Raw genomic sequence first — 26,126 nt, forward strand, 5'->3', positions numbered from 1 at the left:
ACCTACTCAGAATGTACGAAAGGAATCGGCGCGCCGTTGCGGTAGCCGAGGGGTGCCCGGCCACGATGTTCTCACCATAACTCGGGCCACGGCGCGCGGTTGCAACGCCGGGCGATGGACGCGGAACCAAAGCGGCGCAGACGCAGCCTGCGCACCCCTCAGCCCTGCGGCACGGCGGAGGCGAATGCGTCGATGATGCGGCGCAGCGGCGCCTGCTTCAGCTTCAGCGCGGCCTGGTTCACCACCAGGTGCGAACTGATGTCCATGATCTGCTCGACCTCCACCAGGTTGTTGGCCTTGAGCGTGTTGCCAGTGGAGACCAAGTCCACGATGGCATCGGCCAGGCCGGTGAGCGGCGCCAGTTCCATGCTGCCGTAGAGCTTGATGAGGTCCACGTGCACGCCCTTGCTGGCGAAGAAATCGCGCGCGATGCTGGTGTATTTGGTGGCCACCTTCAGGCGCGAGCCCTGGGTGACGGCCTCGCGGTAGTCGAAATCGGCACGCACGGCCACGCTCACGCGGCACTTGGCAATCTTCAGATCCAGCGGGCGGAACAGCCCCTGGCCGCCGTGCTCGATGAGCGAGTCCTTGCCGGCCACACCCAGATCGGCGCCGCCGTATTGCACGTAGGTCGGCACGTCGGTGGCACGCACCAGCACCACGCGCACCTCGGGGCGGCTGGTGGGCAGGATCAGCTTGCGCGACTTCTCCGGGTCTTCCAGCACCTCGATGCCGGCAGCGGCCAGCAGAGGCAGGGTTTCTTCGAAGATGCGGCCCTTGGACAGGGCGAGTGTGATCTGCTGCGTCATTGAATTCTCTCGATGTCGGCCCCCAGGCCGCGCAGTTTGGCTTCCATGCAGTCGTAGCCGCGGTCCAGATGGTAGATGCGGTCCACCAGCGTTTCCCCGTCGGCCACCAGCCCGGCGATCACCAGGCTGGCCGAGGCGCGCAGGTCGGTGGCCATGACGGTGGCGCCCGATAGCCGCGCGCCCGCAGGCGCCGCGCCGCCCAGCCCCTCGATCACCGCTACGCGGCCATCCGTGGTCTGGATTTTCGCGCCAAGGCGCAGCAGTTCGTTGACGTGCATGAAACGGTTCTCGAAGATCGTCTCGGCCACCGTGGCGGTGCCCTGGGCCACCACGTTCAGCGCCATGAACTGCGCCTGCATGTCGGTGGGAAAGCCCGGGTACTCAGTGGTGCGAAAGCCCTGCGCCTTGAGCAGCGCCGCGCCAGGGCTGCGCACGCGGATGCCACCCTCTTCCGGTGCCACCTGCACGCCCGCGTCGCGCAGTTTGTCGATCACGGCGTCCAGGTGGTCGGCACGCCCGTGGCGCAGCAGCGCATCGCCGCCCGTGGCGGCCACGGCGCACAGGAAGGTGCCGGCCTCGATGCGGTCGGCCACGACGGCGTGTTCGCAGCCGTGCAGCCGCTCGACACCCTGGATGCGGATGCGGCTGGTGCCATGGCCCTGGATACGCGCGCCCATCTTGATGAGCATCTCGGCCAGGTCCGCCACCTCGGGTTCCTGCGCGGCGTTCTCCAGCACGGTCTCCCCCTCAGCCAGCGTGGCGGCCATGAGCAGATTCTCGGTGCCGGTCACCGTGACCATGTCGGTGGTGATGCGCGCCCCCTTGAGTCGCGTCCACCCCTGCGGCAGCCTGGCGATCATGTAGCCGTGCTCGACCACGATCTGCGCGCCCATGGCCTGCAGCCCCTTGATGTGCTGGTCCACCGGACGCGATCCGATGGCGCAGCCGCCCGGCAGCGACACCGTGGCCTCGCCGAAACGCGCCAGCAGCGGCCCCAGCGCCAGTACCGAGGCGCGCATGGTCTTGACCAGATCGTAGGGCGCCTCGGGCGTGGACAGGCCGCCCGCGTCCAGGCGCACTATGCCGGCCGCATCGGCCACGGAGCAGTCGGGGTTAGCGATGCGGTCCACCTGCACGCCCATGTTCCGGATGAGCCGCAGCATGGTGGCTACGTCCTGCAGGCGCGGCACATTGTGCAGGGTGACCGGGTCGGCCGTGAGCAGCGCGGCGCACAGCTCGGGCAGCGCGGCGTTCTTGGCGCCGGAAATCGGCACCTCGCCCACCAGGGGGCGGCCACCGCGAATCAGGAGTTTGTCCATGGGTTTGCCGGTTGCTGCATTCAGTGCCAAAAATGGCTCCAGCGCTTATCTATCAAGCGGTAACAGCTATTAAAAGAATAGTGTGCGACTTCTTTGGGGGAATGCCGCGCGACGGTGTATGCGCCCATCCACCGGCGAGGACCGGGGCATGACGCCCGTGCCGCCCCCGCGCCGGGGCACGGTCCCGGCCGCACGGCCATCTTGCGAAGGACGGGGCCGTATCAGTCGCCCGCCTGGGCCTGCGCCCACTCGGCGGGGGTAAAGGTCTTCATGGACAACGCATGCACCTCGTCCGACTGCATGCGTGCGCCCAGTGTCGCGTAGACACGCTGGTGGCGCTGGATGGGGCGCTTGCCCTCGAACTCGGACGACACGATGGTGGCGTACCAGTGGCGGCCGTCGCCCTCCAGCGTGATGTGGTCGCAGGCCATGCCCGCGCTGATGATGTCCTTGAGTTGGTCTGCAGTCATGTCAGTTCCTGATTTTGTAGCCCGTGCGCAGCAGGTGCAGCGCCAGCAAGCTGACCAGCGCCCATGCCAGGCCGACGACGCCCAGGCTGAGCCAGGGGGAGACGTCGCTCACGCCGAAGAAGCCGTAGCGGAAGCCGTCGATCATGTAGAAGAACGGGTTCAGGTGGCTTGCGCCCTGCCAGAACGGCGGCAGCGATTGCACCGAATAGAACACGCCCGACAGGAAGGTCATGGGCACGATGATGAAATTCTGGAATGCCGCCATCTGGTCGAACTTGTCGGCCCACAGTCCCGCAATGACCCCCAGCGTGGCCAGCAGCGCCGCGCCCAGCAGCGCGAACGCAAGAATCCACAACGGCGCGGCGAACTGCGGCGTGGCGAACGCCAGCGTGACGATGAACACACCCAGGCCCACCACCAGGCCGCGCACCATGGACGAGCCCACGTAGGCCGCGAACCAGGCACGGTGCGACAGCGGCGTGAGCAGCACGAACACCAGACTGCCCATGATCTTGCTCTGGATCAGGCTGGACGAGCTGTTGGCAAAGGCGTTCTGCAGCACGCTCATCATCACCAGGCCGGGCACCAGGAAGGCGGTGTAGCTCAGCCGGTCATAGACCTTGACATGGTCTTCGAGCACATGGCCGAAGATCAGCAGGTACAGCACCGCCGTGAGCACCGGCGCCGCCACGGTCTGGAAGCCCACCTTCCAAAAGCGCAGCACTTCCTTGTAGAACAGGGTCTGCCAGCCGATCATGCGTGCTCCTCCTGCTCGGCCGCCATGACGTTGAGGAACACATCCTCCAGGTCGGCCTTGCGGATCTCCACATCCTCCACGCGCACGCCAGCGGCGCGCAGCCGGGCCAGCAACTGCTCGATCTCCTGCGCGTCCTGCGCGGGCAACTGGGCCACGCGGCCGGTCACGCGCGCCAGCGCTGCCAGGTCGGCCGGCAGCGTATCGTCGGTCTTGAACCGCAGGACGTTGGTGGAGGCCGCCTGCAGCAGCTCGGACGTGCGCGCCAAGGCCACGACGCGCCCGCGCTTGAGCATGGCCAGCCGCGTGCACAGCGCCTCGGCCTCTTCAAGGTAATGGGTGGTCAGCAGCACCGTGTGGCCCTGCTTGTTGAGGCGCGCCACAAACTGCCACAGCGTCTGGCGCAGTTCCACGTCCACACCGGCCGTAGGCTCGTCCAGCACGATGATGGGCGGTTTGTGCACCAGCGCCTGGGCCACGAGCACGCGGCGCTTCATGCCGCCCGAGAGCTGGCGCATGTTGGCCGTGGCCTTGTCGGCCAGCCCCAGGTTCTCCAGCAGCTCATCGATCCAGGCATCGTTGTTTTTCACACCGAAGTAGCCGGACTGGATGCGCAGCGTCTCGCGCACGTTGAAGAACGGGTCGAACACCAGTTCCTGAGGCACCACGCCCAGCAGCCTGCGCGCGTCGGCATACTGGGTTTGCACGTCATGGCCCAGCACGCTGACGCGCCCGCTGGTGGCGCGCGCCAGCCCGGCGAGGATGCTGATCAGCGTGGTCTTGCCGGCGCCGTTGGGGCCCAGCAGGCCGAAGAACTCGCCCTCCTCGATGTCCAGACTGACATCCTGCAGCGCCTGGAAAGGCCCTCGGGGAGTGGAAAAGCTCTTGGAGATGGATTGGAAGGAGACGGCGGGCATGGAAGAGCGGCATTCTAAAGGGGGGCTCTTGCGCGCGTGTCCGCAGGGGTTTGGCCGGCAGGCAACCCGCAGGTGCGGGCAGCCCCGCAGGCCGCCGCTACAGGGCGGGCAGCAGTTCCTGCACCCCGTACAGCCCCGCCAGGCTGGACAGCGCCGGCGGCAGGGCCTTGACCACGAAACCGCGGTTCTCGAACACCGCTGCGCGGCGGCACTCCAGCAGCACCGCGAGTGCGGAGGAGTCGAAGGCCGTCAGCGCACCGGCATCCACCACCACCAGCGATTCGTCCTGGGCCTTGAGCCCTTGCAGCAGCATGCGCAGGGTGGCGCCAGCGTGGCGGTGGGTGAGTTCAGCGGGCAGCACCAGCATGCACAGGCCTTTCGGTTCTTTCTGTTCTGGTTACTTGGCGCTGGAGGCGGCGTTGGCCTTGTTGCGCGCCACCAGCGCCTCGATCAGGCCATCCACGCCCTTGGCGTTGATCTCCTGCGCGAACTGGCTGCGGTAGGTTTCCACCAGCCACACACCCATAACGTTGAGGTTGTAGATTTTCCAGCCCGCACCCTCGCCCGGCGTCTTCTCCAGACGGTAGTCCAGTTGTATCGGGTCGCCCCGGCCGCGGATTTCGGTGCGCACGAGCACGTCCTTGTCTTCGGCGGCTGCGCGCAGCGGCTTCACAACGATGCTCTGGTCCGTGACCTGGCTGAGCGCGCCCGCGTAAGTGCGCACCAGCAGTGTCTTGAACTCGTCCTGCAGGCGCGCCTGCTGCTCCGGCGTAGCCTTGCGCCAGCCCGGCCCGACGGACGCTGCCGTCATGCGGCGGAAGTTCACGTGGGGCATGATGGTCTTGTCCACCAGCGCCATGATGCGGTCCACGTCGCCGGCCTTGATGGATTTGTCTTTGCGCAGCGTCTCCAGCACATCGACCGAGAGGCGCTTGACGAGGGCATCCGGCGCCTCGTCGGCCGCCAGCGCGGCCTGGGGCACGGCCACCCACATGGCCACCGCCATCGCGGCGGCGGCATGGATCAGGGTACGGCGGTTCATCATGGTGAGGCTCCTTGCGTGCAGCGCGACGCCGTGCGCTGCCATGTCTGGTTTCGTTGGGTAGATTGTGGAGGGCGCCCCGCGCTGCACATGCGTCGCCACCGTGCAGGGATGCAAGCAACTGCAACCGCGCCTGTCAGCCAGGGGCCCGAGTGTTTGTCAGGCCGGCCTTTGCGGGTTTTCAGTACTCGTCGTCAGGCAGCTTGCCCCCGTTTTCCTCATAGGCGCCCTCGTCGCGTGCGCCTGACACGCCACTACGCACCTTGAGGTACACGTCGCGCGTGAAGCTGTAGGGGTCCAGGGCCGCCGTATCCAGCACCGAGCCCGCGCGCAGCAGGCTAGCGCGCTTATCGACAAGGCGCAGGCCGTACAGGGAATTGCGCAACTCCACCGGGTCGAGCTGGCCCAGCGGGTTGCCCCAACTGTCTACCGGCAAAGCGGCCGTGTCGCGCACGGTGGACGGCCCCAGCAGCGGCAGCACGAGATACGGCCCCGTGGGCACGCCCCAGCGGCCCAGCGTCAGGCCAAAGTCCTGCTTGTGCCGCTCGATGCCTGCCTCGCTGGCGATGTCCAGTACGCCGCCCAGCCCGAAGAAGGTGTTGGTGGTGAAGCGCACGAGGCTCTCGTAAGCCTCCAGCCCGCGGAACTGCAGCAGGTTGTTGACGAACGACCAGGCATCGCCCAGGTTGCCAAAGAAGTTGCTCACGCCCGTACGCACCGGCTGCGGCGTCACGTCGCGGTAAACGGTGGCGACGGGTTTGAGCACCGCCTTGTCCACACTGTCGTTGAACGAATGCACGCCGCGGTTGAAGGGTTCGAACGGATCTGCGGGGTTGGCGTTGGGGCCCGTGGCGCAGCCGCTCATGAGGGCCGCGCCGAGCAACAGCGCCGCCCAGCGGGCAATCCAGCCCGTGAAGCGAGGTTGATTTGTCATTTCTTGGTACCTCCATTGGACGAAGCACCTTCTTCGGCCTTGCCATACAGGAATTGGCCGATCAGGTTTTCCAGCACTACCGCGGATTGGGTGGCGGTCACCATGTCGCCCTCGGCCAGGTTGTTCTCGTCGGCACCCGGCTCGATGCCGATGTACTGGTCGCCCAACAGGCCGCTGGTCAGGATCTTGAGCGAACTGTCCTTGGGGAACACATAGCGCTTTTCCAGCTCCAGTGTCACGCGCGCCTGGTAGGTCGTGTCGTCGAATCCGATGGACTGCACGCGCCCCACCACCACGCCGGCGCTGCGCACCGCGGCCTTGGGCTTGAGCCCGCCGATGTTGTCGAAACGCGCCGTCACGGTATAGCCCGAGCGGAAGCTCAGGTTCAACAGGTTGGCCGACTGCAGGGCCAGGAAGACCAGCGCTGCTCCGCCCAGCAGGACGAACAGCCCCACCCAGAAATCGTTTTTGGAATGCTGCATGGTGAATTTCCTCAAGACAGACGCATGGTCGCCGTCAGATACTGAACATCAAGGCGGTGAGGACGAAGTCCAGCCCCAGCACAGACAGCGACGCCATCACCACCGTGCGCGTGGTGGCGCGCGAGACGCCTTCCGGCGTCGGCTTGGCCACGAAGCCCTGCAGCACCGCGATGAAGGTGACGGCCACGCCGAACGCGAGGCTCTTGACGATGCCGTTGCCCACGTCCTTCCAGACGTCGACACCGCTTTGCATCTGGCCCCAGAACGCCCCGCCGTCCACGCCGATGAGAACCACGCCGACCAGCCAGCCACCGATCACACCCACCGCGTTGAACACCAGTGCCAGCAGCGGCATTGCGATCACGCCGCCCCAAAAGCGCGGCGCCAGGATGCGGCGCACCGGGTCCACGGCCATCATCTCCATGGCCGACAGCTGTTCGCCGGCGCGCATCAAACCGATCTCGGCCGTGAGCGACGTGCCCGCGCGTCCGGCAAACAGCAGCGCCGTGACCACCGGCCCCAGCTCGCGCACCAGGCCCAACGTGACCACCAGGCCCAGTGAGTTGGCCGAGCCATAGAGTTGCAGCACGTTGTAGCCCTGCAGCGCAAGCACGAAGCCCACAAACAGGCCCGACATGGCGATGATGGACAGCGAATAGTTGCCCAGGAAGTGCACCTGGTCACGCACCAGGCCAGGGCGGCGCATCACGTCGCCGAACAGCCCCAGCAGCCGCGCGAACAGGCGTGCGCCCATACCCACATCGGCCAGCTTCGTGCGCACGGCGTAGCCTACGTGCGTGGGACGCCACCAGCTCATGGGGTACCTCCGCTGGCTTGGGTGTCCACGCTGGGCGAGCGCAAGGGGCCGAAATCGTCGGCCACGCTGGGGCCGGGGTAGTGGAACGGCACCGGCCCAGTAGGCAGCGCGTGCACGAACTGGTGCACCAGCGGATCCGTGCTGGCGCGCACCTCTTCGGGCGTGCCCTGGGCGGCCACCGTGCCGGGCCCCAGGATGATGACGTGGTCCGCCAGGCGGAAGGTCTCTTCCAGATCGTGCGAGACGACGATGGTGGTCAGCCCCATGGCATCGTTGAGTTGGCGGATGAGTTGCGCCGCAGTACCCAGCGAGATCGGGTCAAGCCCGGCGAACGGCTCGTCGTACATGATGAGCTCGGGGTCCAGGGCAATGGCCCGTGCCAGGGCAACCCGCCGCGCCATGCCGCCGGAGATCTGGCTGGGCATCAAGTCCCGCGCTCCCCGCAAGCCCACGGCATGCAGCTTCATGAGCACGATGTCGCGGATCAGGTCCTCGGGCAGATCGGTGTGCTCGCGCAGCGGAAAGGCCACGTTCTCGTACACGCTCATGTCGGTGAACAATGCGCCGAACTGGAACAGCATGCCCATGCGTCGGCGCGCGGCATACAACTGTGCGGTATCCATGCGCCCTACGTCCTGGCCGCCCACCAGCACCTCACCCTGCTGGGCGCGCTGCTGGCCGCCAATGAGGCGCAGCACCGTCGTCTTGCCCCCGCCCGAAGCACCCATCAGCGCCGTGACCTTGCCACGCGGCACGGCCAGCGACAGGTCGCGCAGGATCACCCGCTCGCCGTACCCGAAGGTGACGTTGCGCAGTTCCACGAGGGCGTCGCCCGGCGATGAGGGTGGGGAGGACATGGTGTATGCAGATACGCCCAGCTCTACGACAGAGCGCGAGGCGAACCCGGCATCATAGGGGAAACCCCTCTGCTCGGCTGCGCCTCTCATTAAAACCTGTGGTTTGCATATGACGTTTGGCTATACTCACCGGTTCTTAAGAAATGTCCCGCCCGACCCTCCGGGCGGATTGCTTGTCAGCGTTGCTGCATGGGCGTCACCGACGCACAACGGAACGAAGGCGCGGCAATGTGCCTGCGACATTCCCTTTTCTTCCGTTGCGCGTCTGCCTCCCGGCAGCGTGCTGGTCGGTACCCGGCGGACGGCGTCCGACCGCGGCGCCGTTTCCTGCCACCCCCGCAGAAAGAGAAAAGGCTCCAGATAATGAAGAATCTCCAGTCCGTCGTCCCCATCCCGGCTCCCGTCCCCCAGCGCCAGGCCACGGGCCTGCACCTGATCGGCGACCTGTATGGCTGTCTCTGCGACAGCCGCCTGATGTTGGACGCCGCGCATCTGGAATCGTTCTGCAAGGAGCGCGTGGCCGCCGCCGGGTTGACCACCGTGGGCAGCCTGTTCCACAGCTTTGGCGAAGGCGGCGGCGTCACCGGCGTGGTGGTGTTGGCCGAGTCGCACCTGTCCATCCACACCTGGCCCGAGGCGGGCTACGTCACGCTGGACGTGTACGTGTGCAACTACACCGAAAACAACCGCCCCAAGGCGCAGAAGCTCTTCGACGACCTGCAGGCCGCCTTCAACCCGGCCGATCCGCACCTGCACCGCGTCGACCGCGCCTGATGAGCGGCGCCCCCACCGCGCAGGCCACGCGCTACGTGGCCGAGCGCCTGAACGCCGACTTCGGCTTTTACCTCAGCGACCGCCGCCTGCTGGCCGAACGCCAGTCGGCCTGGCAGCACATCGAGGTCTTCGACAACCCGCAGTTCGGCCGCGTGATGCGCATCGACGGCTGCTTCATGACCAGCGAGCGCGACGAATTCTTCTACCACGAGCCGATGGTGCATCTGCCGGCCATCGCCCACCCCGGCGTGCGCCGTGCGCTGGTCGTGGGCGGGGGGGACGGCGGCGCCGCCGAGGAGCTGCTGAAGCTGCCCGGCATCGAGCAGGTGGTGCTGGCCGAGCTGGATGGCGAGGTGATTGCCATGGCCCGTGATTGGCTGGGCCAGATCCACCGTGGCGCCTTTGACGACCCGCGCCTGGAGGTGCGCCTGGGCGATGCGCGCGCCTTCATCGGCCAGACCGAGGAGCGCTTCGACCAGATCATCCTGGACCTGACCGACCCCTTCGGCCCCGCCGTGGAGCTGTACACCGTGGAGTTCTACGCCGCCTGCCGCCGCGCGCTGAACCCCGGCGGCGTGCTGTCGCTGCACCTGGGCTCGCCCGTGCACCTGCCCGAGAGCCTGGGGCGCATCGCCGCCTCGGTGCGCGCGGTGTTTCCCATCTTCCGCCCCTATCTGCAGTACGTGCCGCTGTACGGCACGTTGTGGTGCATGGGCATGGCATCGGACAGCACCGACCCCGCCCGGCTCAGCGCCGACGACGTGGACGCACGCATCGCCGCGCGCGGCCTGGGCGATCTGCAGCTGTACAACGGGGCCGTGCACCATGCGCTGCTGGCGCAGCCGAACTTCGTGCGTGCGCTGCTGGATCGGCCTGCGCTGCCGCTGCACAGCGGGGATATGCTGGAAGAGGTACGGGATCCGGCGGAGTTGCCGGAGGTGGTGGTGTCCGCTGGCGCGTAATGTCTAGCCCAATCGCCGCCCAGCGCTTGCTGGGCGAGCGCTGGCAGCTATCTTTTTTAAGCCCCTGCGCAGGGTTGGATGTCGCTGGCCGAGGCCGTCCCCGCCAGCGACACAGAATCCCATTAGCTACCAAAAGCATAGCTCCCAGCGCTTATCCCATAACCGCTAGAGCCCAATTCGGCGCTAGACCTTCAAAGCATGTGCTGCAAGAACGCCCGCGCCCGCTCATGCCCGGGATCGGCAAAGAACTCCCCGGCCGGACGCGCCGCGATGAGTTCACCCTGGTCCATGAAGGCCACGGTATTCGCCACCTCGCGCGCAAAACCCATCTCGTGCGTGACGACCAGCATGGTCATGCGCTCCTCGGCCAGCTCGCGCATGGTGCGCAGCACCTCGCCCGTGAGTTCGGGGTCCAGCGCCGAGGTGGGCTCGTCGAACAGCATGATGTCGGGCTCCATGCACAGCGCACGCGCGATCGCCACGCGTTGCTTCTGGCCGCCCGACAGGCGCGAGGGATAGTTGTCCCGCTTCTGCGCCAAGCCCACCTTGTCCAGCAGGGCCTCGGCGCGGGCGATGGCCGCGTCGCGCGCCAGGCCCTGCACCACCATGGGCGCCTCGATGAGGTTCTCCAGCACCGTGAGGTGCGGGAACAGGTTGAAATGCTGGAACACCATGCCGGTCTTGGCGCCAATGCGGCGCACCTCGGCATCGGACACGTAGGCGCAGCGCCCCTGCGCGTCGGTCGTGGCCAGGGTTTCGCCTTCGATGGCGATGTGGCCGCTGTCGATGGTTTCCAGGTGGTTCAGGCAGCGCAGAAAGGTGCTCTTGCCGGAGCCCGAGGGACCGATCACCGCCACCACCTCGCCACGGTGCACCGACAGCGACACGCCGCGCAACACCTGCACATGGCCGAAGGCCTTGCGCACGTCGCGCGCCTCGATCATCTGCGTGGCGTCACTGGTCAAACTTGGCATAGCGTTTCTCCAGGCGCTGGAAGCCCCAGGTGAGCACCAGGGTCATGACGAGATAGAAGGCGGCGGCAACGATGAAGGGCGTGGTCGTGAAGTCGCGCTGCACGATGCCGCGCGCGGCGCGCAGCAGGTCGTTCAGGGCCAGCACGTAGATGAGGGACGTGTCCTTGACCAGGGTGATGGTCTCATTGCTCATGGGCGGCAGGATGCTGCGCACCATCTGCGGCAGCACGATGCGGCGCATGGTCTGGCCGTAGCTCATGCCCAGCACCTTGGCGGCCTCGTACTGGCCACGGTCCACCGACTGGATGCCGGCGCGGAAGATCTCGGCGAAATAGGCCGCGTAGTTCAGTGCGAAGGCTGCCACGGCCGCGGGGAAGTCCGGCAGGCGCACGCCGATCACCGGCACGAAGGGCAGCGCGAAGTAGATGAACAGCATCTGCAGCATGAGCGGCGTGCCGCGCATGAGCCAGATGTAGCCATTGACCGCCGCCGACAGGGGCGCAAAGCGCGACACGCGCGCCAGAGCCAGCACCAACCCCAGGGGCACGGCCAGTACCAGCGTGATCGCAAACAGCTTCAGGGTGACCGCGGCGCCTTGCGCCAACGGCCCCAGAAGGGAAAGAACGTAGTCCATACGGAGCCTCAGCGTGCGGCGCCAGCACAGCTGCGGCGCCGCGTTCCCGGCATTGTCGCGGCTCGGGGCCTCGACGAAACAACACCGGCCGCCCTGTTCCAAGGCGGCCGGTGCCGGGGTCGCGCCCCTTGCGGGAGAAGAAGCGCGAAGGGTCTTGCTTACTTGATGATGTTCTTGCCGAACCACTGCTCGGCAATCTTGGCGGCGCTGCCGTCCTGCTTCATATCGGCCAGCGCCTTGTCCAGCTTGCCGTGCAGTTCGGTGTCGTCCTTGCGCACGCCCACGCCGTACTCTTCGGTGCCGAAGTTATCGTCCAGCACGGCGTACTGGTCAGGCTTCTTGGCTACGTAGTAGCGGCCCACCACCTCGTCCACCACCACGGCTTCCAGGCGGCCGGTGGTCAGGTCCATCAGGGCAGTCACGTTGTCGCCGAAGGTCTTGAGTTCCTTGAACGACTTGAAGACAGCCTCTTCCTTCTTGATGGCATCCACGGCGCTGGAGCCTTCCTGCGCGCCGACGACCTTGCCGGCCAGATCGGCCTTGGCCTTGATGGCGGAGCCAGCGGGCACCACGATGATCTGGTGGTTCTCCATGTAGGGCGCGGTGAACAGGATGTTCTGCTTGCGCTCCTCGGTGATGGTCAGGCCGTTCCACAGCGCATCCACACGCTTGCCGGACAGCTCGGCTTCCTTGGCGCTCCAGTCGATGGGCTTGAACTCCACCTCCACGCCCAGGCGCTTGGCGGCTTCCTTGGCCATGTCGATGTCAAAGCCCACCAGCTCGTTCTTCTCGTCGCGGAAGCCCATGGGCGGGAAGTTGTCGTCCAGGCCCACGACGATCTTCGTGACGGCGGCCGGGGCGGGTGCAGGCGCGGCTGCGGGGGCGGCGGGTTCCTGCTTGGAGCAACCCACCAGCACGGCGCCCAGGGTCAGCAGGGCAACGGCGGCAAACTTCTTCATGGTGTAGCGATTCTTGAAAAGAACAGTCGGAAAGAACAAACGGCCCGGGCACGCCGCTCGACCGGGAAGGTCGCGCAGCAAGCCCATGACCGGGCAAACCCTGAATTGTCCCACCGATGCAGAGACTGCGCCCACTCGCAGCGCTGGAACGGGGGATTTGATGCCAATAACTGCCGCAGCGCCCGTCCAGCAAGCGCGAGCAGCTATCAAAAAATAAGCACAACGGCGCCCAGGGCGCCGTTGTGCGGGTAGACGGGTAAGCAGACTGCGGCTGCGACCGCCTTCTGTAATTGCCCAATGGCGAGGGATTCCCGCCTCAGCGCGGCAGACTGCTTTCCCCCATCAGGAATTCATCCACCGCACGCGCGGCCTGGCGGCCTTCGCGGATGGCCCAGACCACCAGCGACTGGCCGCGGCGCATGTCGCCGGCGGCGAACACCTTGGGCGCGCTGGTCGCATAGCCGCCGGTGAAGTCCGTCGTGGCCTGGGCATTGCCCCGCGCATCCTTGTCCACTCCGAAGGCGTCCAGCACGGCAGCCACCGGGCTCACGAAACCCATGGCCAGCAGCACCAGGTCGGCCTGGTATTCCTTCTCGGTGCCGGGGACCTCGATGAACTTGCCATCCTTGAACTCCACCTGCACGGTCTTGAGGCCCGTGACCTTCTTGCCGTCGCCGATGAACTCCTTGGTGGCGATGGCGAACGCGCGCTCGCAGCCCTCCTCGTGGCTGGAACTGGTGCGCAGCTTGTACGGCCAGTAGGGCCACACCAGGGGCTTGTTCTCTTGGCTTGGCGGCATGGGCATCAGCTCGAACTGCGTGACGCTGGCCGCGCCATGGCGATTGCTGGTGCCCACACAGTCGCTGCCCGTGTCGCCGCCGCCGATGACGATGACGTGCTTGCCGTCCGCGCGGATCTGGCCCTTGAGCTTGTCGCCCGCGTTGACCTTGTTCTGCTGCGGCAGGAACTCCATCGCGAAGTGAATGCCGTCCAGTTCGCGCCCCGGCACGGGCAGGTCGCGCGACTGCTCGGCGCCACCCGTCAGCAGCACGGCGTCGAAGTCCTTGCGCAGCTGCTCGGGCGTGATGGTTTCCTTGGACCAGTTGGTGACCTTGCTGCCTTTGCCCAGGCCGTCCTTGGCCGCGCCGATGAAGACGCCGGTACGGATCGTCACGCCCTCGGCCACCAGTTGCTCCACGCGGCGGTCGATGTGCGCCTTGTCCAGCTTGAAGTCGGGGATGCCGTAGCGCAGCAGGCCGCCCACGCGGTCGTTCTTCTCGAACAGCGTGACGTCATGCCCGGCGCGCGCCAGTTGCTGCGCGGCCGCCAGGCCCGCCGGGCCGGCGCCCACCACGGCCACTTTCTTGCCCGTCTTGCGGGCAGCCGGCTGCGGCTGCACCCAGCCGTGCTCCCAGGCGCGGTCGATGATGGCGTGCTCGATGCTCTTGATGCCCACCGCGTCGTCGTTGATGTTCAGCGTGCAGGCGGCCTCGCAGGGTGCGGGGCAGATACGGCCGGTGAACTCGGGGAAGTTGTTGGTGCTGTGCAGCACCGCGATCGCGCTCTTCCAGTCCTGGTGATAAACGAGGTCGTTGAAGTCCGGGATGATGTTGTTCACCGGGCAGCCGTTGTTGCAGAACGGCGTGCCGCAATCCATGCAGCGGGCGCCCTGCAGCTTGGCCTGCGCGTCATCAAGGCCGATGACGAATTCCTTGTAGTGTTTGAGGCGCTCGCCAACGGGCTTGTAGCCCTCCTCGATGCGCTCGTATTCCATGAAACCTGTGGTCTTGCCCATGATCGTGGTGTCCTGTCTTTGTGCATGCTGCCGCAGCGGGGCCCCAGGCCCCGCCCGCGCGAGTTACTTGGCGGCTACCGCTTCCGTTTTAGGAGCTGCTACCGCAGGTGTAGCCTGCTCTTCCAGCACTTTTCTTTCATAGATTTCCGACAGGGCACGCTTGTACTCGGTCGGGAAGACCTTGACGAATTTGCTGCGCGACGCGGCCCAGTTGTCCAGGATCTCGCGGGCGCGCTTGCTACCCGTCCAGCGGCTGTGGTCCTCCAGCAGCTTCTTGAGCAGGGCTTCGTCCGTCTGGTCGCGGTGCCAGATGCCGCGGCCCATGTGGACCGCCTGCTCCTCGCCCGGCAGGATGCGCTCCAGCGTCACCATGGAGAGGTTGCAACGCGAGTCGAACTTGCCGTCCTCGTCGTACACGTAGGCAATGCCGCCGCTCATGCCCGCCGCGAAGTTGCGGCCCGTCTTGCCCAGCACCACCACGGTGCCGCCGGTCATGTACTCGCAGCCGTGGTCGCCCACGCCCTCGACCACCGCCGTGGCGCCCGACAGGCGCACCGCGAAGCGCTCGCCCGCCACGCCGGCGAAGAACGCCTCGCCGCTGGTGGCGCCGAACATCACGGTGTTGCCGACGATGGTGTTGCCCACGGCCTCGCCTCGGAACTCATGGCTGGGGCGCACGATCACGCGGCCGCCCGACAGGCCCTTGCCGGTGTAGTCGTTGGCCTCGCCCGTCAGGTTCAGCGTGACGCCCTTGCACAGGAACGCGCCGAAGGACTGGCCGCCCGTGCCCTCGAAGTGGATGCGGATCGTGTCATCCGGCAGCCCTTCGGGATGCACCTTGGTCACGGCACCCGAGAGCATGGCGCCCACGGAGCGGTTGACGTTCTTGGCCACTTCCATGATGCGCACGCTCTCGCCGCGCTCGATGGCGGGGCGGCAGCGCTCGATGAGCTTCACATCCAGCGCCTTGTCCAGCTTGTGGTCCTGCGTTTCCACGTGGTAGCGCGGCACATCGGCAGGCACTTGCGGCTGGGCGAACAGGCGCGAGAAGTCGAGACCCTGAGCCTTCCAGTGCGCGATGCCCTTACGGGTGTCGAGCAGGTCCGTGCGGCCGATCAGCTCGTCGAACTTGCGGATGCCCAGCTGCGCCATGATCTGGCGCACTTCTTCGGCGACGAAGAAGAAGTAGTTGACCACGTGCTCAGGCTTGCCGGTGAACTTCTTGCGCAGCTCCGGGTCCTGCGTGGCCACGCCCACGGGGCAGGTGTTCAGGTGACACTTGCGCATCATGATGCAGCCCTCGACCACCAGCGGCGCGGTGGCAAAGCCGAACTCGTCGGCGCCCAGCAGCGCGCCGATGACCACGTCGCGGCCGGTCTTCATCTGGCCGTCGGCCTGCACGCGGATGCGGCCGCGCAGGCGGTTGAGCACCAGGGTCTGCTGGGTCTCGGCCAGGCCGATCTCCCAGGGGCTGCCCGCGTGCTTGATGGACGACCAGGGCGATGCGCCCGTGCCGCCGTCGTGCCCGGCGATCACCACGTGGTCGCTCTTGCACTTGGCCACGCCGGCCGCGATGGTGCCCACGCCGACTTCGGACACCAGCTTGACCGAGATGTCGGCATGCGGCGCCACGTTCTTCAGGTCGTGGATGAGCTGCGCCAGGTCTTCGATGGAGTAGATGTCGTGGTGCGGCGGCGGGCTGATGAGGCCCACGCCCGGCACGCTGTGGCGCAACGCGCCGATGTAGTCGGACACCTTGCCGCCCGGCAGCTGGCCGCCCTCACCGGGCTTGGCGCCCTGGGCCATCTTGATCTGGATCTGGTCGGACGAGGCCAGGTACTCCGCCGTCACGCCGAAGCGGCCCGATGCCACCTGCTTGATCTTGGAGCGCAGCGAGTCGCCATTGAGCAGCGGGATGTCGGCCTGCACCTTGTCGCTGCCGATGATGGACGACAGCGTCTCGCCCTGCTGGATCGGAATGCCCTTGAGCTCGTTGCGGTAGCGCTTGGGGTCCTCGCCGCCCTCGCCAGTGTTGCTCTTGCCGCCAATGCGGTTCATGGCAACGGCCAGCGTGGCATGCGCCTCGGTGGAGATGGAGCCCAGCGACATGGCACCGGTGGCGAAGCGCTTGACGATGTCCTTGGCGGGTTCGACCTCTTCCACCGGGATCGCCTTGGCCGGATCGAATTTGAACTCGAACAGGCCGCGCAGCGTCATGTGGCGCTTGGCCTGGTCATTGATGATCTGGGCGTATTCCTTGTAGGTGCTCCAGTTGTTGGCGCGCGTGGAATGCTGCAGCTTGGCAATGGCGTCGGGCGTCCACATGTGCTCCTCGCCGCGCGCACGCCAGGCATATTCGCCGCCGGCGTCCAGCATGGTCTCCAGCACCGGGTCGTCGCTGAACGCGGCCAGGTGGGTGCGGATGGCTTCCTCGGCGATCTCGAACACGCCGATGCCTTCCACGCGGCTGGCCGTGCCCGTGAAGTACTTCTGCACCGTGTCGCTGTTCAGGCCCACGGCTTCAAACAGCTGCGCGCCGCAGTAGCTCATGTAGGTGGACACGCCCATCTTGGACATGATCTTGGACAGACCTTTGCCCACCGCCTTGACGTAGTTGTAGATGGCCTTGTCGGCAGACAGATCGCCGCTGAGCTCCTGGTGCATGTCCACCAGCGTCTCCAGCGCCAGGTAGGGGTGCACCGCCTCGGCGCCGTAGCCGGCGAGCACCGCGAAGTGGTGCACTTCGCGCGCCGTGCCGGTCTCCACCACCAGGCCGGCCGTGGTGCGCAGGCCCTCGCGCACCAGGTGCTGGTGGATGGCCGACAGCGCCAGCAGCGCAGGGATCGCCACCTGCGTAGCGCTCAGGTTGCGGTCGCTGATGATGAGGATGTTGGCGCCGCCCTTGATCTCATCGACGGCCTGCGCGCACAGCGAGGCCAGCTTGGCCTCCACGCCCTGCTTGCCCCAGGCCAGCGGGTAGGTGATGTCGATGGTGGCGCTCTTGAACTTGCCGTGCGTGTGCTGCTCGATCTGGCGCAGCTTGGCCATGCCCTCGAAGTCGAGGATGGGCTGGTGCAGCTCCAGGCGCATCGGCGGGTTCACCTGGTTGATGTCCAGCAGATTGGGCTTGGGGCCTACGAAGGACACCAGGCTCATCACGATGGCCTCGCGGATCGGATCGATCGGCGGGTTGGTCACCTGCGCGAACATCTGGCGGAAGTAGTTGTACAGCGGCTTGTTCTTGTCCGAGAGCACGGCCAGCGGGCTGTCGTTGCCCATGGAGCCCACGCCCTCCTCGCCGTTCTTCGCCATGGGGGCGAGCAGGAACTTGATGTCCTCCTGCGTGAAGCCGAAGGCCTGCTGGCGCTCCAGCAGCGGCAGCGCGGACGCGGCTGGCTGCACGGCCGATTCGCCCACCTTCACGTCATCGAGCTTGATGCGCAGGTTCTCGATCCACTGCTTGTAGGGCTTGGTGTTGACGATGTTGGCCTTGAGCTCGTCGTCCTCGATCAGGCGGCCCTGCTCCAGGTCGATCAGCAACATCTTGCCCGGCTGCAGGCGCCATTTGCGCACGATCTTGCCGTCCGGCACGGGCAGCACGCCGGCCTCGGAGGCCAGGATCACCAGATCGTCGTCGGTCACCACGTAACGCGAGGGGCGCAGGCCGTTGCGGTCCAGCGTGGCGCCGATCTGGCGGCCATCGGTGAACACGATGGAGGCCGGGCCGTCCCACGGTTCGATCATCGCGGCGTGGTACTCATAGAACGCGCGGCGGCGCTCGTCCATGGACTCGTGCTGCTCCCAGGGCTCGGGGATCATCATCATCACGGCCTGGCTGATGGGGTAGCCGGCCATGGTCAGCAGTTCCAGGCAGTTGTCGAAGGTGGCGGTGTCGGACTGGCCGGCAAAGCTGATGGGGTACAGCTTCTTCAGGTCTTCGCCCAGCACGGGCGAGGCCATCACGCCTTCGCGTGCCAGCATCCAGTTGTAGTTGCCGCGCACGGTGTTGATCTCCCCGTTGTGCGCCACATAGCGGTAGGGGTGGGCCAGCGGCCACTCGGGGAAGGTGTTGGTGGAGAAGCGCTGGTGCACCAGGCCGATGGCGGAGACGCAGCGCTCGTCGGCCAGGTCGAGGTAGTACACGCCCACCTGGTCGGCCAGCAGCAGGCCCTTGTAGACCACGGTGCGGCTGCTCATGCTAGGCACGTAATATTCTTTGCTGTGCTTGAGCTTCAGGCCCTGGATGGCGGCGCTGGCCGTCTTGCGGATCACGTAGAGCTTGCGCTCCAGCGCATCCTGCACGATCACGTCCGAACCGCGACCGATGAAGACCTGGCGCAGGATGGGCTCCTTCTCGCGCACGGTGGGCGACATCGGCATGTCCAGATTCACCGGCACGTCGCGCCAGCCCAGCAGCACCTGGCCCTCGGCCTTGATGGCGCGCTCCATCTCCTGCTCGCAGGCCAGGCGGCTGGCGTGCTCCTTGGGCAGGAAGATCATGCCCACGCCGTATTCACCGGCGGGGGGCAACTCCACGCCCTGACGCGCCATTTCCTCGCGGTAGAGCTGGTCGGGAATCTGGATCAGGATGCCCGCGCCGTCGCCCATGAGCTTGTCGGCCCCCACGGCGCCGCGGTGGTCCAGGTTCTCCAGAATTTTGAGCGCGCCGGTCACGATGTCGTGCCGCTTCACGCCCTTGATATGGGCCACGAAGCCCAGGCCACAGGCGTCGTGTTCATTGCTGGATGCATACAGGCCGTGCTGTTGCAGATGCTGGATTTCGGCAGCCTTGGTCATGGCGCGCTTCCTCAAAGATTCGCAGGGAACGCAAGCGTAGTGCAACGCAACATGGCCGCGCAAGCACTTTAATTGGGGTCAGATACCGAAAAGTTGTCGCACTTTATTGGTGCATTTTTATTAGGGACACATCAAATTCAGGAGCATAAAACACAATCATTACAAAGGAAGTGCAGGCCAATTACGGTTTGGGTGGGACCACGGAAGCGGGACGCCCCGCGCGTGCTCGGGTGAGCCGACGGGGGGTCAGCTGTTGCAGAGCCTGCACAAACCCGTCATCCCCCAGGGCCCAGCCGTTCAGGCCCGACTGCGTCAGTGCCGCCTGTTCGCTGGCGGAAATCCCCGCCTGCACGAGTGCGGCATAGGCCGCGTCGCGGGCAAAGGGGGTGTTGCCCAAGGCCCAGTAGAGGGCATGCGGCGTGATGAGACGATCACTGCGCAGGCCAATGTAGTGGCCGTGGCTGGACCACCGGAAGTCCGCCGCCGCGGCGCACAGGCCCGCGCGCACGGGGTTGAGGTCCAGATATGCCATGCAGGGCAGCAGATAGCGCTCCGCCTGCAATACGGCACTGCGGTAGCGCCCTTCCCATAGCGTGCCCGAACGCCCATGGCGCTGGTTGAAGCGCCGCACATAGCTGCGCCCCACGGCTTGCATCATCAGAGGCAGCGATTTGCCCTCCTGCGGCGTGGCCAGCAGGTGGAAATGGTTGTCCATGAGCACATAGGCGTGCACCGCCACCTGCTGCTGCCGCGCATGCTCGACCAGCAACGACCACATGAGCTCCCGGTCCGCGGCATCCAGGAAGATCGGCTGGCGGTTGTTGCCACGCTGGATGATGTGGTGCGGGTAGCCAGCGAGGGCGAGGCGGGGAAGGCGGGCCATGAAACCGTCTTGGGACCGTTCAATTGCTCTTAAATTTATAGCTTCTAGCGCTTCATTGGCGGGCGCTCGAGGCTTAAATGGCTCATGCCGCCACCGACCCGGCGTCATCCAGACCGAAGCGCGACCCCAGGGCCTGCGCCAACCCGAACTCTTCGAGTATGGCCGCCAGCCGCTCGCGCGCGCTGCGCTTCTTCTGGCCGGTGTAGCGCGCCAGGATCAGTTCGTTCTTCATGCTGTGCTCCCAGCCCACCAACTCCGTCACCGTGACCTGGTAACCGCTGGCTTCCAAATGCAGGCACCGCAACACATTGGTGATCTGGCTGCCCATCTCGCGCGTGTGGATCGGGTGGCGCCACAACTCGGCCAGCGGCGTGCGCGACAGGCTCAGCGCCTTGGTGCCGCGCAGGCAGGCCGCCACCTCGGCTTGGCAACAAGGCACCAGCACCATGGCACGCGCCTGCTTGCGCAGGCCGAAGGCAATCGCATCATCAGTCGCCGTGTCGCAGGCATGCAGTGCGGTCACGATGTCAAAGCGCTCGGGCAGCTCTGCCGCGCCCGCGGCATCCGCCACCGCCATGTCCAGGAAGTGCATGCGTGCGAACCCCAAGCGCTGCGCCAATTCACGTGAACGCTGCACCAATTCCGCGCGCCACTCGATACCGTAAATCTCGCCACGGCCGAGCTGCTTGAAGAACAGGTCGTAGAGAATGAAACCCAGGTAGGACTTGCCCGCGCCATGGTCGGCCAGCAGCGGCGCGTGGCCATCGGCGGACAGCTCGGCGAGCAGTGGCTCGATGAACTGGTAGAGGTGATAGACCTGCTTGAGCTTGCGGCGCGAGTCCTGGTTGAGCCGTCCCTCGCGCGTGAGGATGTGCAGTTCCTTGAGCAACTCCACGGATTGGCCTGGCCGCAGTTCGGCCAGCACCGCAGCGTCGGCGGCGCCCGTCTGCTGCGTGCCCGACTTGGCACGCGCACTGCGGTGCGGCTGCCCGGTGGTGGTAGAGCGGCTCATACTTGCGGAGCACCCTTTGCAGGCGCGCCCTCTGGCCAGTGGGGCCCCACGTCCAGATCGGCCCATCCGGCCGCGCCCAGGCGCTCCAGCAATTCCATGTTGCGCTCGAAGATCTCTTGCGCCTCGGGAAACACTTCCACCGCGCGGTCGATGCTTTCCTCGCGCAGCAAATGCAGCGTGGGATAAGGCGCGCGGTTGGTGCAGTTGGTCACATCGTCAGCGAGGGTGCCCTCGAACTGGAAGTGCGGGTGGAACGACGCAACCTGCAGGATGCCCGCCAGGTCCATGGATTCGACGAGCTCGTCGGCCAACTCCAGGAAGTCGTTGAAATCCAGAAAGTCCGGCATGGCCAGCGGCGCGATGAGCAGCGTGGTGTCCCGCTTTTCGGGAGAGGCTTCGGCCAGCGCCTCCAGCTCGGCTGCCAGGTCTTGCAACAGTTCACGCGCATCCGTGGCATGGCTCACCACGTAGTGGATCTGGTCCTTCACATGCACGCTTTTGGCGAACGGGCACAGGTTGAGTCCGATGACGGCACGCTCGAGCCAGCGCACCATGTCCGCCACCACCACGTTGTCATCGCAGGCGGCTGCATCCTGGCGGGGCTGGTCGGGCATAGGGCTAGTGGTCATGGCGGGCGTGGTCTGAAGAGGGCTCGCATTGTATGTCTCTGCCCTGCCGCACAGGCGGACCGGGGCTGGCGCGTCAGGCCAGCAAGCGCTGACCGGTCAAGCGTTCGTGCTCTCGGGCGGCGAACCGGTCGGTCATGCCTGCGATGAAATCCGCCACCGTGCGCGCACGGCGTGCATCGTCGCCATCCAACGCCCAGCCGGCCTGCGCCGGTGGCATTTGCCGCGGGTCCGCCTGGTAGATGGCGAACAGGTCGCGCACCACCTGACGGGCACGGTCCGTGGTCTGCATGACCTGGGGATGGCGGTACAGCGACTGGAACAGGAACCGCTTGAGCACCTGCGACTGCGCGCGCATGGCCTGCGAGAAGCCGACCAGGGCCGGCAGCCGGCGCACCGCTTCCACGTCAGCGGGCGCATGCTCTGCCAGCGCTGCGCGCGTGGCATCGATCACGTCGTACACCTGCTCGCTGAGCATGCGACGGATGGCCTCGCTCAGCAATCGGCGCCGCCCTTCGGACTGCGCGAGATGCGGGTAGTCGTTCTGCGCTTGCGCGCGGTAGCGGTCGAACAGCGGTACGTCGCGCAACTGCTCCAGCGTAATCAGGCCCGAGCGCACACCATCATCGATGTCATGGGCGTTGTAGGCAATCTCATCGGCCAGGTTGCACAGCTGCGCCTCCAGGCTCGGCTGCTGGCCGAGGAGGAAACGCCGCCCCACACCGCCGGGTTCGCGCGCCTCCAATTGCTCGGCGTTGCGCCGCGAGCAGTGCTTGAGGATACCCTCGCGCGTCTCGTAGGTCAGGTTGATGCCATCGTAGGCGGGGTAGCGGTCTTCCAGCGTGTCCACCACACGCAGGCTCTGCAGGTTGTGCTCGAAGCCTCCATGGTCCGCCATGCACTCGTTGAGCGCATCCTGCCCTGCATGGCCGAAGGGCGTATGTCCCAGGTCGTGCGCCAGGCAAATGGCCTCGACAAGGTCTTCGTTCAGCCTCAGCGACCGCGCGATGGAGCGCCCCAACTGCGCAACCTCCAGTGAATGCGTGAGCCGCGTACGGAACAGATCGCCCTCATGGTTGAGGAATACCTGGGTCTTGTAGACCAGCCGCCGGAACGCGGTGGAATGCACGATGCGGTCGCGGTCCCGCTGGTATTCCGTACGCGTAGGCGCCGGCGCCTCGGGATGGCGCCTGCCCTGGGTGCGCGCCGAGTGACAGGCATAAGATGCCAAATGCGTCTCAAGCACCAAACAGCCCCATAACGCCCACCAGAGAAGCGCAATCAGCTACTATTTTTATAGTAAACATTAGGATGCGCAGCACTGGTCGATGACTTCGCGCACCAGCGCATCCGGCGCGGCGCGCATGATGGCTTTGCCGGGTCCGTCGATCACCACGAAGCGGATCTCACCGCCTTCTGCCTTCTTGTCCACGCGCATGAGTTCCAGATAGCGCCCCGCATTGTCCTGCGCGTCGAGCACCGGCCCCCGTGTGGGCAGACCGGCGCGCTCGATCAGGCGCGTCAGGCGTTCAACGAAAGATCCATCCACCAAACCGAGCCGCTGCGATAGATGCGCGGCCATCACCATGCCTGCGGCAACCCCTTCGCCATGCAGCCACACGCCGTAGCCCATGCCCGCCTCGATGGCATGGCCAAAGGTATGGCCGAAATTCAAAATGGCACGCAGCCCGGCTTCGCGTTCATCCGCGCCTACCACCGCCGCCTTGATCTCGCAGCTGCGCTTGACCACATGGGCCAGCGCGCCGCGCTCCCGCGCGACGAGCGCGTCCATGTGGGCCTCGAGCCAGGCAAACAACTCCATGTCTGCGATCGGCCCGTACTTGATCACCTCGGCCAGGCCCGCCGCCAGCTCCCGGGCCGGCAGCGAATCGAGCGTCTCCAGATCGCACACCACCAGCCTCGGCTGGTAGAACGCACCCACCATGTTCTTGCCAAGCGGGTGGTTGATGGCAGTCTTGCCACCCACGCTCGAATCCACCTGCGCCAAGAGCGTAGTGGGCACTTGCACAAACGGCACTCCGCGCATGTAGCATGCGGCGGCAAACCCCGTCATGTCGCCAATCACGCCTCCCCCAAGCGCAAACAGCACCACCTTGCGGTCACACCCCTGGCCCAGCAACACATCAAAAATGCGCTGCAGCGTTTCCCAGGTCTTGTATTCCTCGCCGTCGGGCAGCACCACCGTGTGAACCGCCGGGTAGCGAGGCGCGAGCGCAGCTGCCAGAACGCCACCATAGAGAGGCTGCACCGTCTCATTCGTCACGATCAGGGCCGCCGTGCCCGGGGGCAAGGCCTGGTGGTGGGCCAAATTCCCAAGCAAGGCCGTACCAATGTCGATGTCGTAACTGCGGTCGTCCAGTTCGATGCGGACGCTTGTCGTGAGTGAGGAGGGCTGCTTCATCACACCGATTTTCCTACGGACAAAAAAAAATCCCCAGACAAGCTGGGGATGGATTCCAACGGAGAGCGCCCTCAGCGAGCCCGGGACCTACAGGAAGCTCCGGGCCAGGGCGCCGCTCATTAGGAGCAGGACACCGTCACCGAGACTTGGCGCGTCACCGATGTCGAGCCCTTGGTTGCTGTCACGAAGAACGTGGGCGTGCCTTCATCGCCGCGATTAGGCGGGGTAGCCGTCAGGTTGCAGCGAGCAGGCGTGCCCGAAACGAATCCCAACGTACCTGTAGTCCCGCCGGTCAGCCAGCTGGGCAGACCTGCGAAGCTCCAAGTCACGCCGGAAACCGACGACGTGAAGGCAAAGGCGAAGTTCTGACCTGCTACCGCCGTACCCAACGCGCACACCTGGTTCAGGTTGCAGTTACCGATTGCAAAGTCTTCCGGCCTCACAGCCCCCACCAGATTCAGCGTAATGGTGGCCGAGTCCACCAGCTTATTCTTGTCCCTCACCGTCACCGTAGCCCGGTAAGGACCCTCAACGTCATCCGGCGTGCCACTGAGAAGGCCTGTCTTCGCGTCAACAGTCAGCCCCTTGGGCAGGCCCGTAGCAGACCAACTAAGTGGCGGCAAACCACCCGTGGCCGTCAGCAAATGGCTGTAGGAGATGGTGTTGGTAACGTCACCCAGGTCTTCGTCAGCGACTTTCAGCGGATCTGTGATTGCTTCAAGTACCGACATCACATCGATGATAGAGATCGGATCCTGGATGCCGTTGCCAACGTTGTTGTCATACCGGTCTGCAGTGAACTCCAGGAAGATAGGCCCGGCGGTCTCAAATCTGAAGTGCAACACCGCTGGTTGATATTCAATGAATGGTAGCGGAGCTTTTCTCGGCGATAGCCGCCATGAATCGCTGAAAAGCCTGGTAGGGAGAATCCCAGCCGAGAGTCTGACGAGGACGGTTGTTCATCAGATCGGCCATGGAGTCCAGCGCATCCTGGTCATGCATGCTCAGGTCTGTGCCCTTGGGCATGAACTGGCGCAGCAGCCCATTCGTGTTCTCACAACTGCCTTTTTGCCAAGGGCTGTGCGGATCACAAAAGTACACCCGCATGCCAAGGGCTTGGGCGAGTTCCTTGTGCCGGGCCATCTCCTTGCCCTGGTCGTAGGTGAGCGTCTGGCGCATCGGCTGTGCGATCTGGCGCAGCTTGTTGGTGAACGCGGCCAGCGCACTGTCTGCGGATGCGTCAGGCATCTTGCACAGCAGCACCAAGCGCGTTGAGCGCTCTACCAGCACACCCACCGCCGATTGGTTGCCAGCACCCTTGATCAGATCCCCCTCCCAATGCCCCGGGATCACGCGATCATTGACCTCGGGTGGGCGAACATGGATAGAGACCATGTCTGGAATCTGACCACGCCGATCAGAGCCTGCTGAACGCGGGCGGCGTGTACTCTTGCCTTGGCGCAGCAGTGCGATGAGCTGGCGGCGCAACTCACCGCGTGGGTATGCATAGATGGCGGTGTAGATGCTCTCGTGCGAGGCATGCATGGTTGGGTCCTGGGGATACATGCGCTGGAGTGTGCGTGCAATCTGCTGGGGCGACCACAGCCAGCACAGCATGGTGGTCACAAGAGTCCACAACGCCCCGCAGCTGTGCAGCTTGGGGTATGGCTTGGCCTGAATGCGCCGCAGCTGGCACAGACGCTGCGCAGGCGCGCTGGCGTAACCGCCGTGGCAGGCGTTGCGCCGCAACTCACGGCTGATGGTGCTGGGGCTGCGGCCTTGAAGGCGGGCTATGGCCCTGATGCTCCAGCCCTGCTGGCGCAGCGATGCCAGCGTCACTCTGTCTTCTGGCTGCAAGTGCTCGTATCTCGTTCCCATTTGCGTACA

General features: G+C 65.7%; 24 protein-coding genes and 1 pseudogene. 2 read left to right on the forward strand and 23 right to left on the reverse strand.

Features of this window, described 5'->3' with window-relative positions; translation table 11 throughout:
* Nucleotides 1–158: 158 nt before the first annotated feature.
* The 11 genes and pseudogenes from hisG to MRB47_RS16730 all read right to left on the reverse strand — a co-directional run bounded on the left by hisG (nucleotide 159) and on the right by MRB47_RS16730 (nucleotide 8,401).
* Nucleotides 159–809 carry an ATP phosphoribosyltransferase gene (gene hisG / locus MRB47_RS16680; protein WP_011804208.1) on the reverse strand — a complete coding sequence of 217 codons (651 nt, stop codon included), beginning with the start codon at nucleotides 807–809 and terminating at the stop codon, nucleotides 159–161.
* The gene (gene murA, locus MRB47_RS16685) at nucleotides 806–2,128 is read right to left on the reverse strand and encodes a UDP-N-acetylglucosamine 1-carboxyvinyltransferase (protein ID WP_252101242.1); all 1,323 of its coding nucleotides are present in this window, start codon (nucleotides 2,126–2,128) and stop codon (nucleotides 806–808) included. The genes hisG and murA overlap by 4 nt, the downstream gene beginning before the upstream one ends.
* Nucleotides 2,129–2,349: 221 nt before the next feature.
* Nucleotides 2,350–2,598, reverse strand: a complete 249-nt coding sequence (locus MRB47_RS16690) for a BolA family protein (RefSeq protein WP_047349912.1) — start codon at nucleotides 2,596–2,598, stop codon at nucleotides 2,350–2,352.
* A gap of 1 nt (nucleotide 2,599) precedes the next feature.
* Entirely contained in the window at nucleotides 2,600–3,355 is a 756-nt protein-coding gene (locus MRB47_RS16695; RefSeq protein WP_012655715.1) for an ABC transporter permease, read from the reverse strand.
* Complete coding sequence (locus MRB47_RS16700) at nucleotides 3,352–4,269, reverse strand: ABC transporter ATP-binding protein (RefSeq protein ID WP_011804204.1); 918 nt, start codon at nucleotides 4,267–4,269, stop codon at nucleotides 3,352–3,354. Before MRB47_RS16700 ends, MRB47_RS16695 begins: the two co-directional genes overlap by 4 nt.
* A 97-nt stretch (nucleotides 4,270–4,366) precedes the next feature.
* Nucleotides 4,367–4,648 (reverse strand): annotated as a pseudogene (locus tag MRB47_RS16705) (lipid asymmetry maintenance protein MlaB); the annotation flags it as partial.
* A gap of 18 nt (nucleotides 4,649–4,666) precedes the next feature.
* Entirely contained in the window at nucleotides 4,667–5,314 is a 648-nt protein-coding gene (locus MRB47_RS16710) for a phospholipid-binding protein MlaC (RefSeq protein ID WP_252101243.1), read from the reverse strand.
* Between the two features lie 178 nt (nucleotides 5,315–5,492).
* Complete coding sequence (locus MRB47_RS16715; protein ID WP_252101244.1) at nucleotides 5,493–6,245, reverse strand: VacJ family lipoprotein; 753 nt, start codon at nucleotides 6,243–6,245, stop codon at nucleotides 5,493–5,495.
* Nucleotides 6,242–6,727 (reverse strand): outer membrane lipid asymmetry maintenance protein MlaD, encoded by a 486-nt coding sequence (gene mlaD / locus MRB47_RS16720; RefSeq protein ID WP_252101245.1) that lies wholly within the window; start codon nucleotides 6,725–6,727, stop codon nucleotides 6,242–6,244. Before mlaD ends, MRB47_RS16715 begins: the two co-directional genes overlap by 4 nt.
* Before the next feature lie 34 nt (nucleotides 6,728–6,761).
* Nucleotides 6,762–7,544: a lipid asymmetry maintenance ABC transporter permease subunit MlaE gene (gene mlaE, locus MRB47_RS16725; protein ID WP_011804199.1), complete on the reverse strand. Its 783-nt coding sequence runs from the start codon at nucleotides 7,542–7,544 to the stop codon at nucleotides 6,762–6,764.
* Nucleotides 7,541–8,401, reverse strand: coding sequence for an ABC transporter ATP-binding protein (locus MRB47_RS16730; protein WP_252101246.1), 861 nt, complete (start codon nucleotides 8,399–8,401; stop codon nucleotides 7,541–7,543). The genes mlaE and MRB47_RS16730 overlap by 4 nt, the downstream gene beginning before the upstream one ends.
* Before the next feature lie 363 nt (nucleotides 8,402–8,764).
* On the opposite strand from MRB47_RS16730, the gene speD reads away from it, so the two are divergent.
* Both speD and speE read left to right on the forward strand, forming a co-directional pair.
* A complete protein-coding gene (gene speD / locus MRB47_RS16735; protein ID WP_011804197.1) occupies nucleotides 8,765–9,175 on the forward strand; it encodes an adenosylmethionine decarboxylase in 411 nt (136 codons plus the stop codon).
* Nucleotides 9,175–10,137 (forward strand): polyamine aminopropyltransferase, encoded by a 963-nt coding sequence (gene speE / locus MRB47_RS16740; RefSeq protein ID WP_252101247.1) that lies wholly within the window; start codon nucleotides 9,175–9,177, stop codon nucleotides 10,135–10,137. The genes speD and speE overlap by 1 nt, the downstream gene beginning before the upstream one ends.
* A 191-nt stretch (nucleotides 10,138–10,328) precedes the next feature.
* On the opposite strand, the gene MRB47_RS16745 is transcribed toward speE, so the two are convergent.
* The 12 genes from MRB47_RS16745 to MRB47_RS16800 all read right to left on the reverse strand — a co-directional run bounded on the left by MRB47_RS16745 (nucleotide 10,329) and on the right by MRB47_RS16800 (nucleotide 26,117).
* Nucleotides 10,329–11,111: an amino acid ABC transporter ATP-binding protein gene (locus MRB47_RS16745; protein ID WP_011804195.1), complete on the reverse strand. Its 783-nt coding sequence runs from the start codon at nucleotides 11,109–11,111 to the stop codon at nucleotides 10,329–10,331.
* Nucleotides 11,092–11,745, reverse strand: a complete 654-nt coding sequence (locus tag MRB47_RS16750) for an amino acid ABC transporter permease (protein ID WP_012655708.1) — start codon at nucleotides 11,743–11,745, stop codon at nucleotides 11,092–11,094. The genes MRB47_RS16745 and MRB47_RS16750 overlap by 20 nt, the downstream gene beginning before the upstream one ends.
* 158 nt (nucleotides 11,746–11,903) lie before the next feature.
* Entirely contained in the window at nucleotides 11,904–12,704 is an 801-nt protein-coding gene (locus tag MRB47_RS16755; RefSeq protein WP_041835888.1) for an amino acid ABC transporter substrate-binding protein, read from the reverse strand.
* Nucleotides 12,705–13,020: 316 nt separating this feature from the next.
* On the reverse strand, nucleotides 13,021–14,499 hold the full coding sequence (locus MRB47_RS16760; protein ID WP_012655706.1) for a glutamate synthase subunit beta: 1,479 nt from the start codon (nucleotides 14,497–14,499) through the stop codon (nucleotides 13,021–13,023).
* A gap of 63 nt (nucleotides 14,500–14,562) precedes the next feature.
* Nucleotides 14,563–19,296, reverse strand: a complete 4,734-nt coding sequence (locus tag MRB47_RS16765; RefSeq protein WP_252101248.1) for a glutamate synthase-related protein — start codon at nucleotides 19,294–19,296, stop codon at nucleotides 14,563–14,565.
* 181 nt (nucleotides 19,297–19,477) lie between these two features.
* Nucleotides 19,478–20,179: a transposase gene (locus MRB47_RS16770; RefSeq protein WP_012655704.1), complete on the reverse strand. Its 702-nt coding sequence runs from the start codon at nucleotides 20,177–20,179 to the stop codon at nucleotides 19,478–19,480.
* Between the two features lie 82 nt (nucleotides 20,180–20,261).
* The gene (locus MRB47_RS16775; RefSeq protein WP_252101249.1) at nucleotides 20,262–21,191 is read right to left on the reverse strand and encodes a class I SAM-dependent methyltransferase; all 930 of its coding nucleotides are present in this window, start codon (nucleotides 21,189–21,191) and stop codon (nucleotides 20,262–20,264) included.
* Nucleotides 21,188–21,820 carry a DUF1415 domain-containing protein gene (locus MRB47_RS16780; protein WP_411275707.1) on the reverse strand — a complete coding sequence of 211 codons (633 nt, stop codon included), beginning with the start codon at nucleotides 21,818–21,820 and terminating at the stop codon, nucleotides 21,188–21,190. Before MRB47_RS16780 ends, MRB47_RS16775 begins: the two co-directional genes overlap by 4 nt.
* A gap of 73 nt (nucleotides 21,821–21,893) precedes the next feature.
* The gene (locus MRB47_RS16785; protein ID WP_371814853.1) at nucleotides 21,894–23,048 is read right to left on the reverse strand and encodes a deoxyguanosinetriphosphate triphosphohydrolase; all 1,155 of its coding nucleotides are present in this window, start codon (nucleotides 23,046–23,048) and stop codon (nucleotides 21,894–21,896) included.
* Nucleotides 23,049–23,123: 75 nt separating this feature from the next.
* Nucleotides 23,124–24,239, reverse strand: a complete 1,116-nt coding sequence (gene aroB / locus MRB47_RS16790) for a 3-dehydroquinate synthase (protein WP_252101250.1) — start codon at nucleotides 24,237–24,239, stop codon at nucleotides 23,124–23,126.
* Nucleotides 24,240–24,358: 119 nt separating this feature from the next.
* Nucleotides 24,359–25,081, reverse strand: coding sequence for an Ig domain-containing protein (locus MRB47_RS16795; protein WP_252101251.1), 723 nt, complete (start codon nucleotides 25,079–25,081; stop codon nucleotides 24,359–24,361).
* Between the two features lie 16 nt (nucleotides 25,082–25,097).
* The gene (locus MRB47_RS16800) at nucleotides 25,098–26,117 is read right to left on the reverse strand and encodes an IS30 family transposase (protein WP_252100635.1); all 1,020 of its coding nucleotides are present in this window, start codon (nucleotides 26,115–26,117) and stop codon (nucleotides 25,098–25,100) included.
* Between the last annotated feature and the right edge of the window lie 9 nt (nucleotides 26,118–26,126).

It is taken from the genome of Diaphorobacter sp. LI3 (genome assembly GCF_022807955.1).
Taxonomy (GTDB): Bacteria; Pseudomonadota; Gammaproteobacteria; order Burkholderiales; family Burkholderiaceae_C; genus Diaphorobacter; species Diaphorobacter nitroreducens.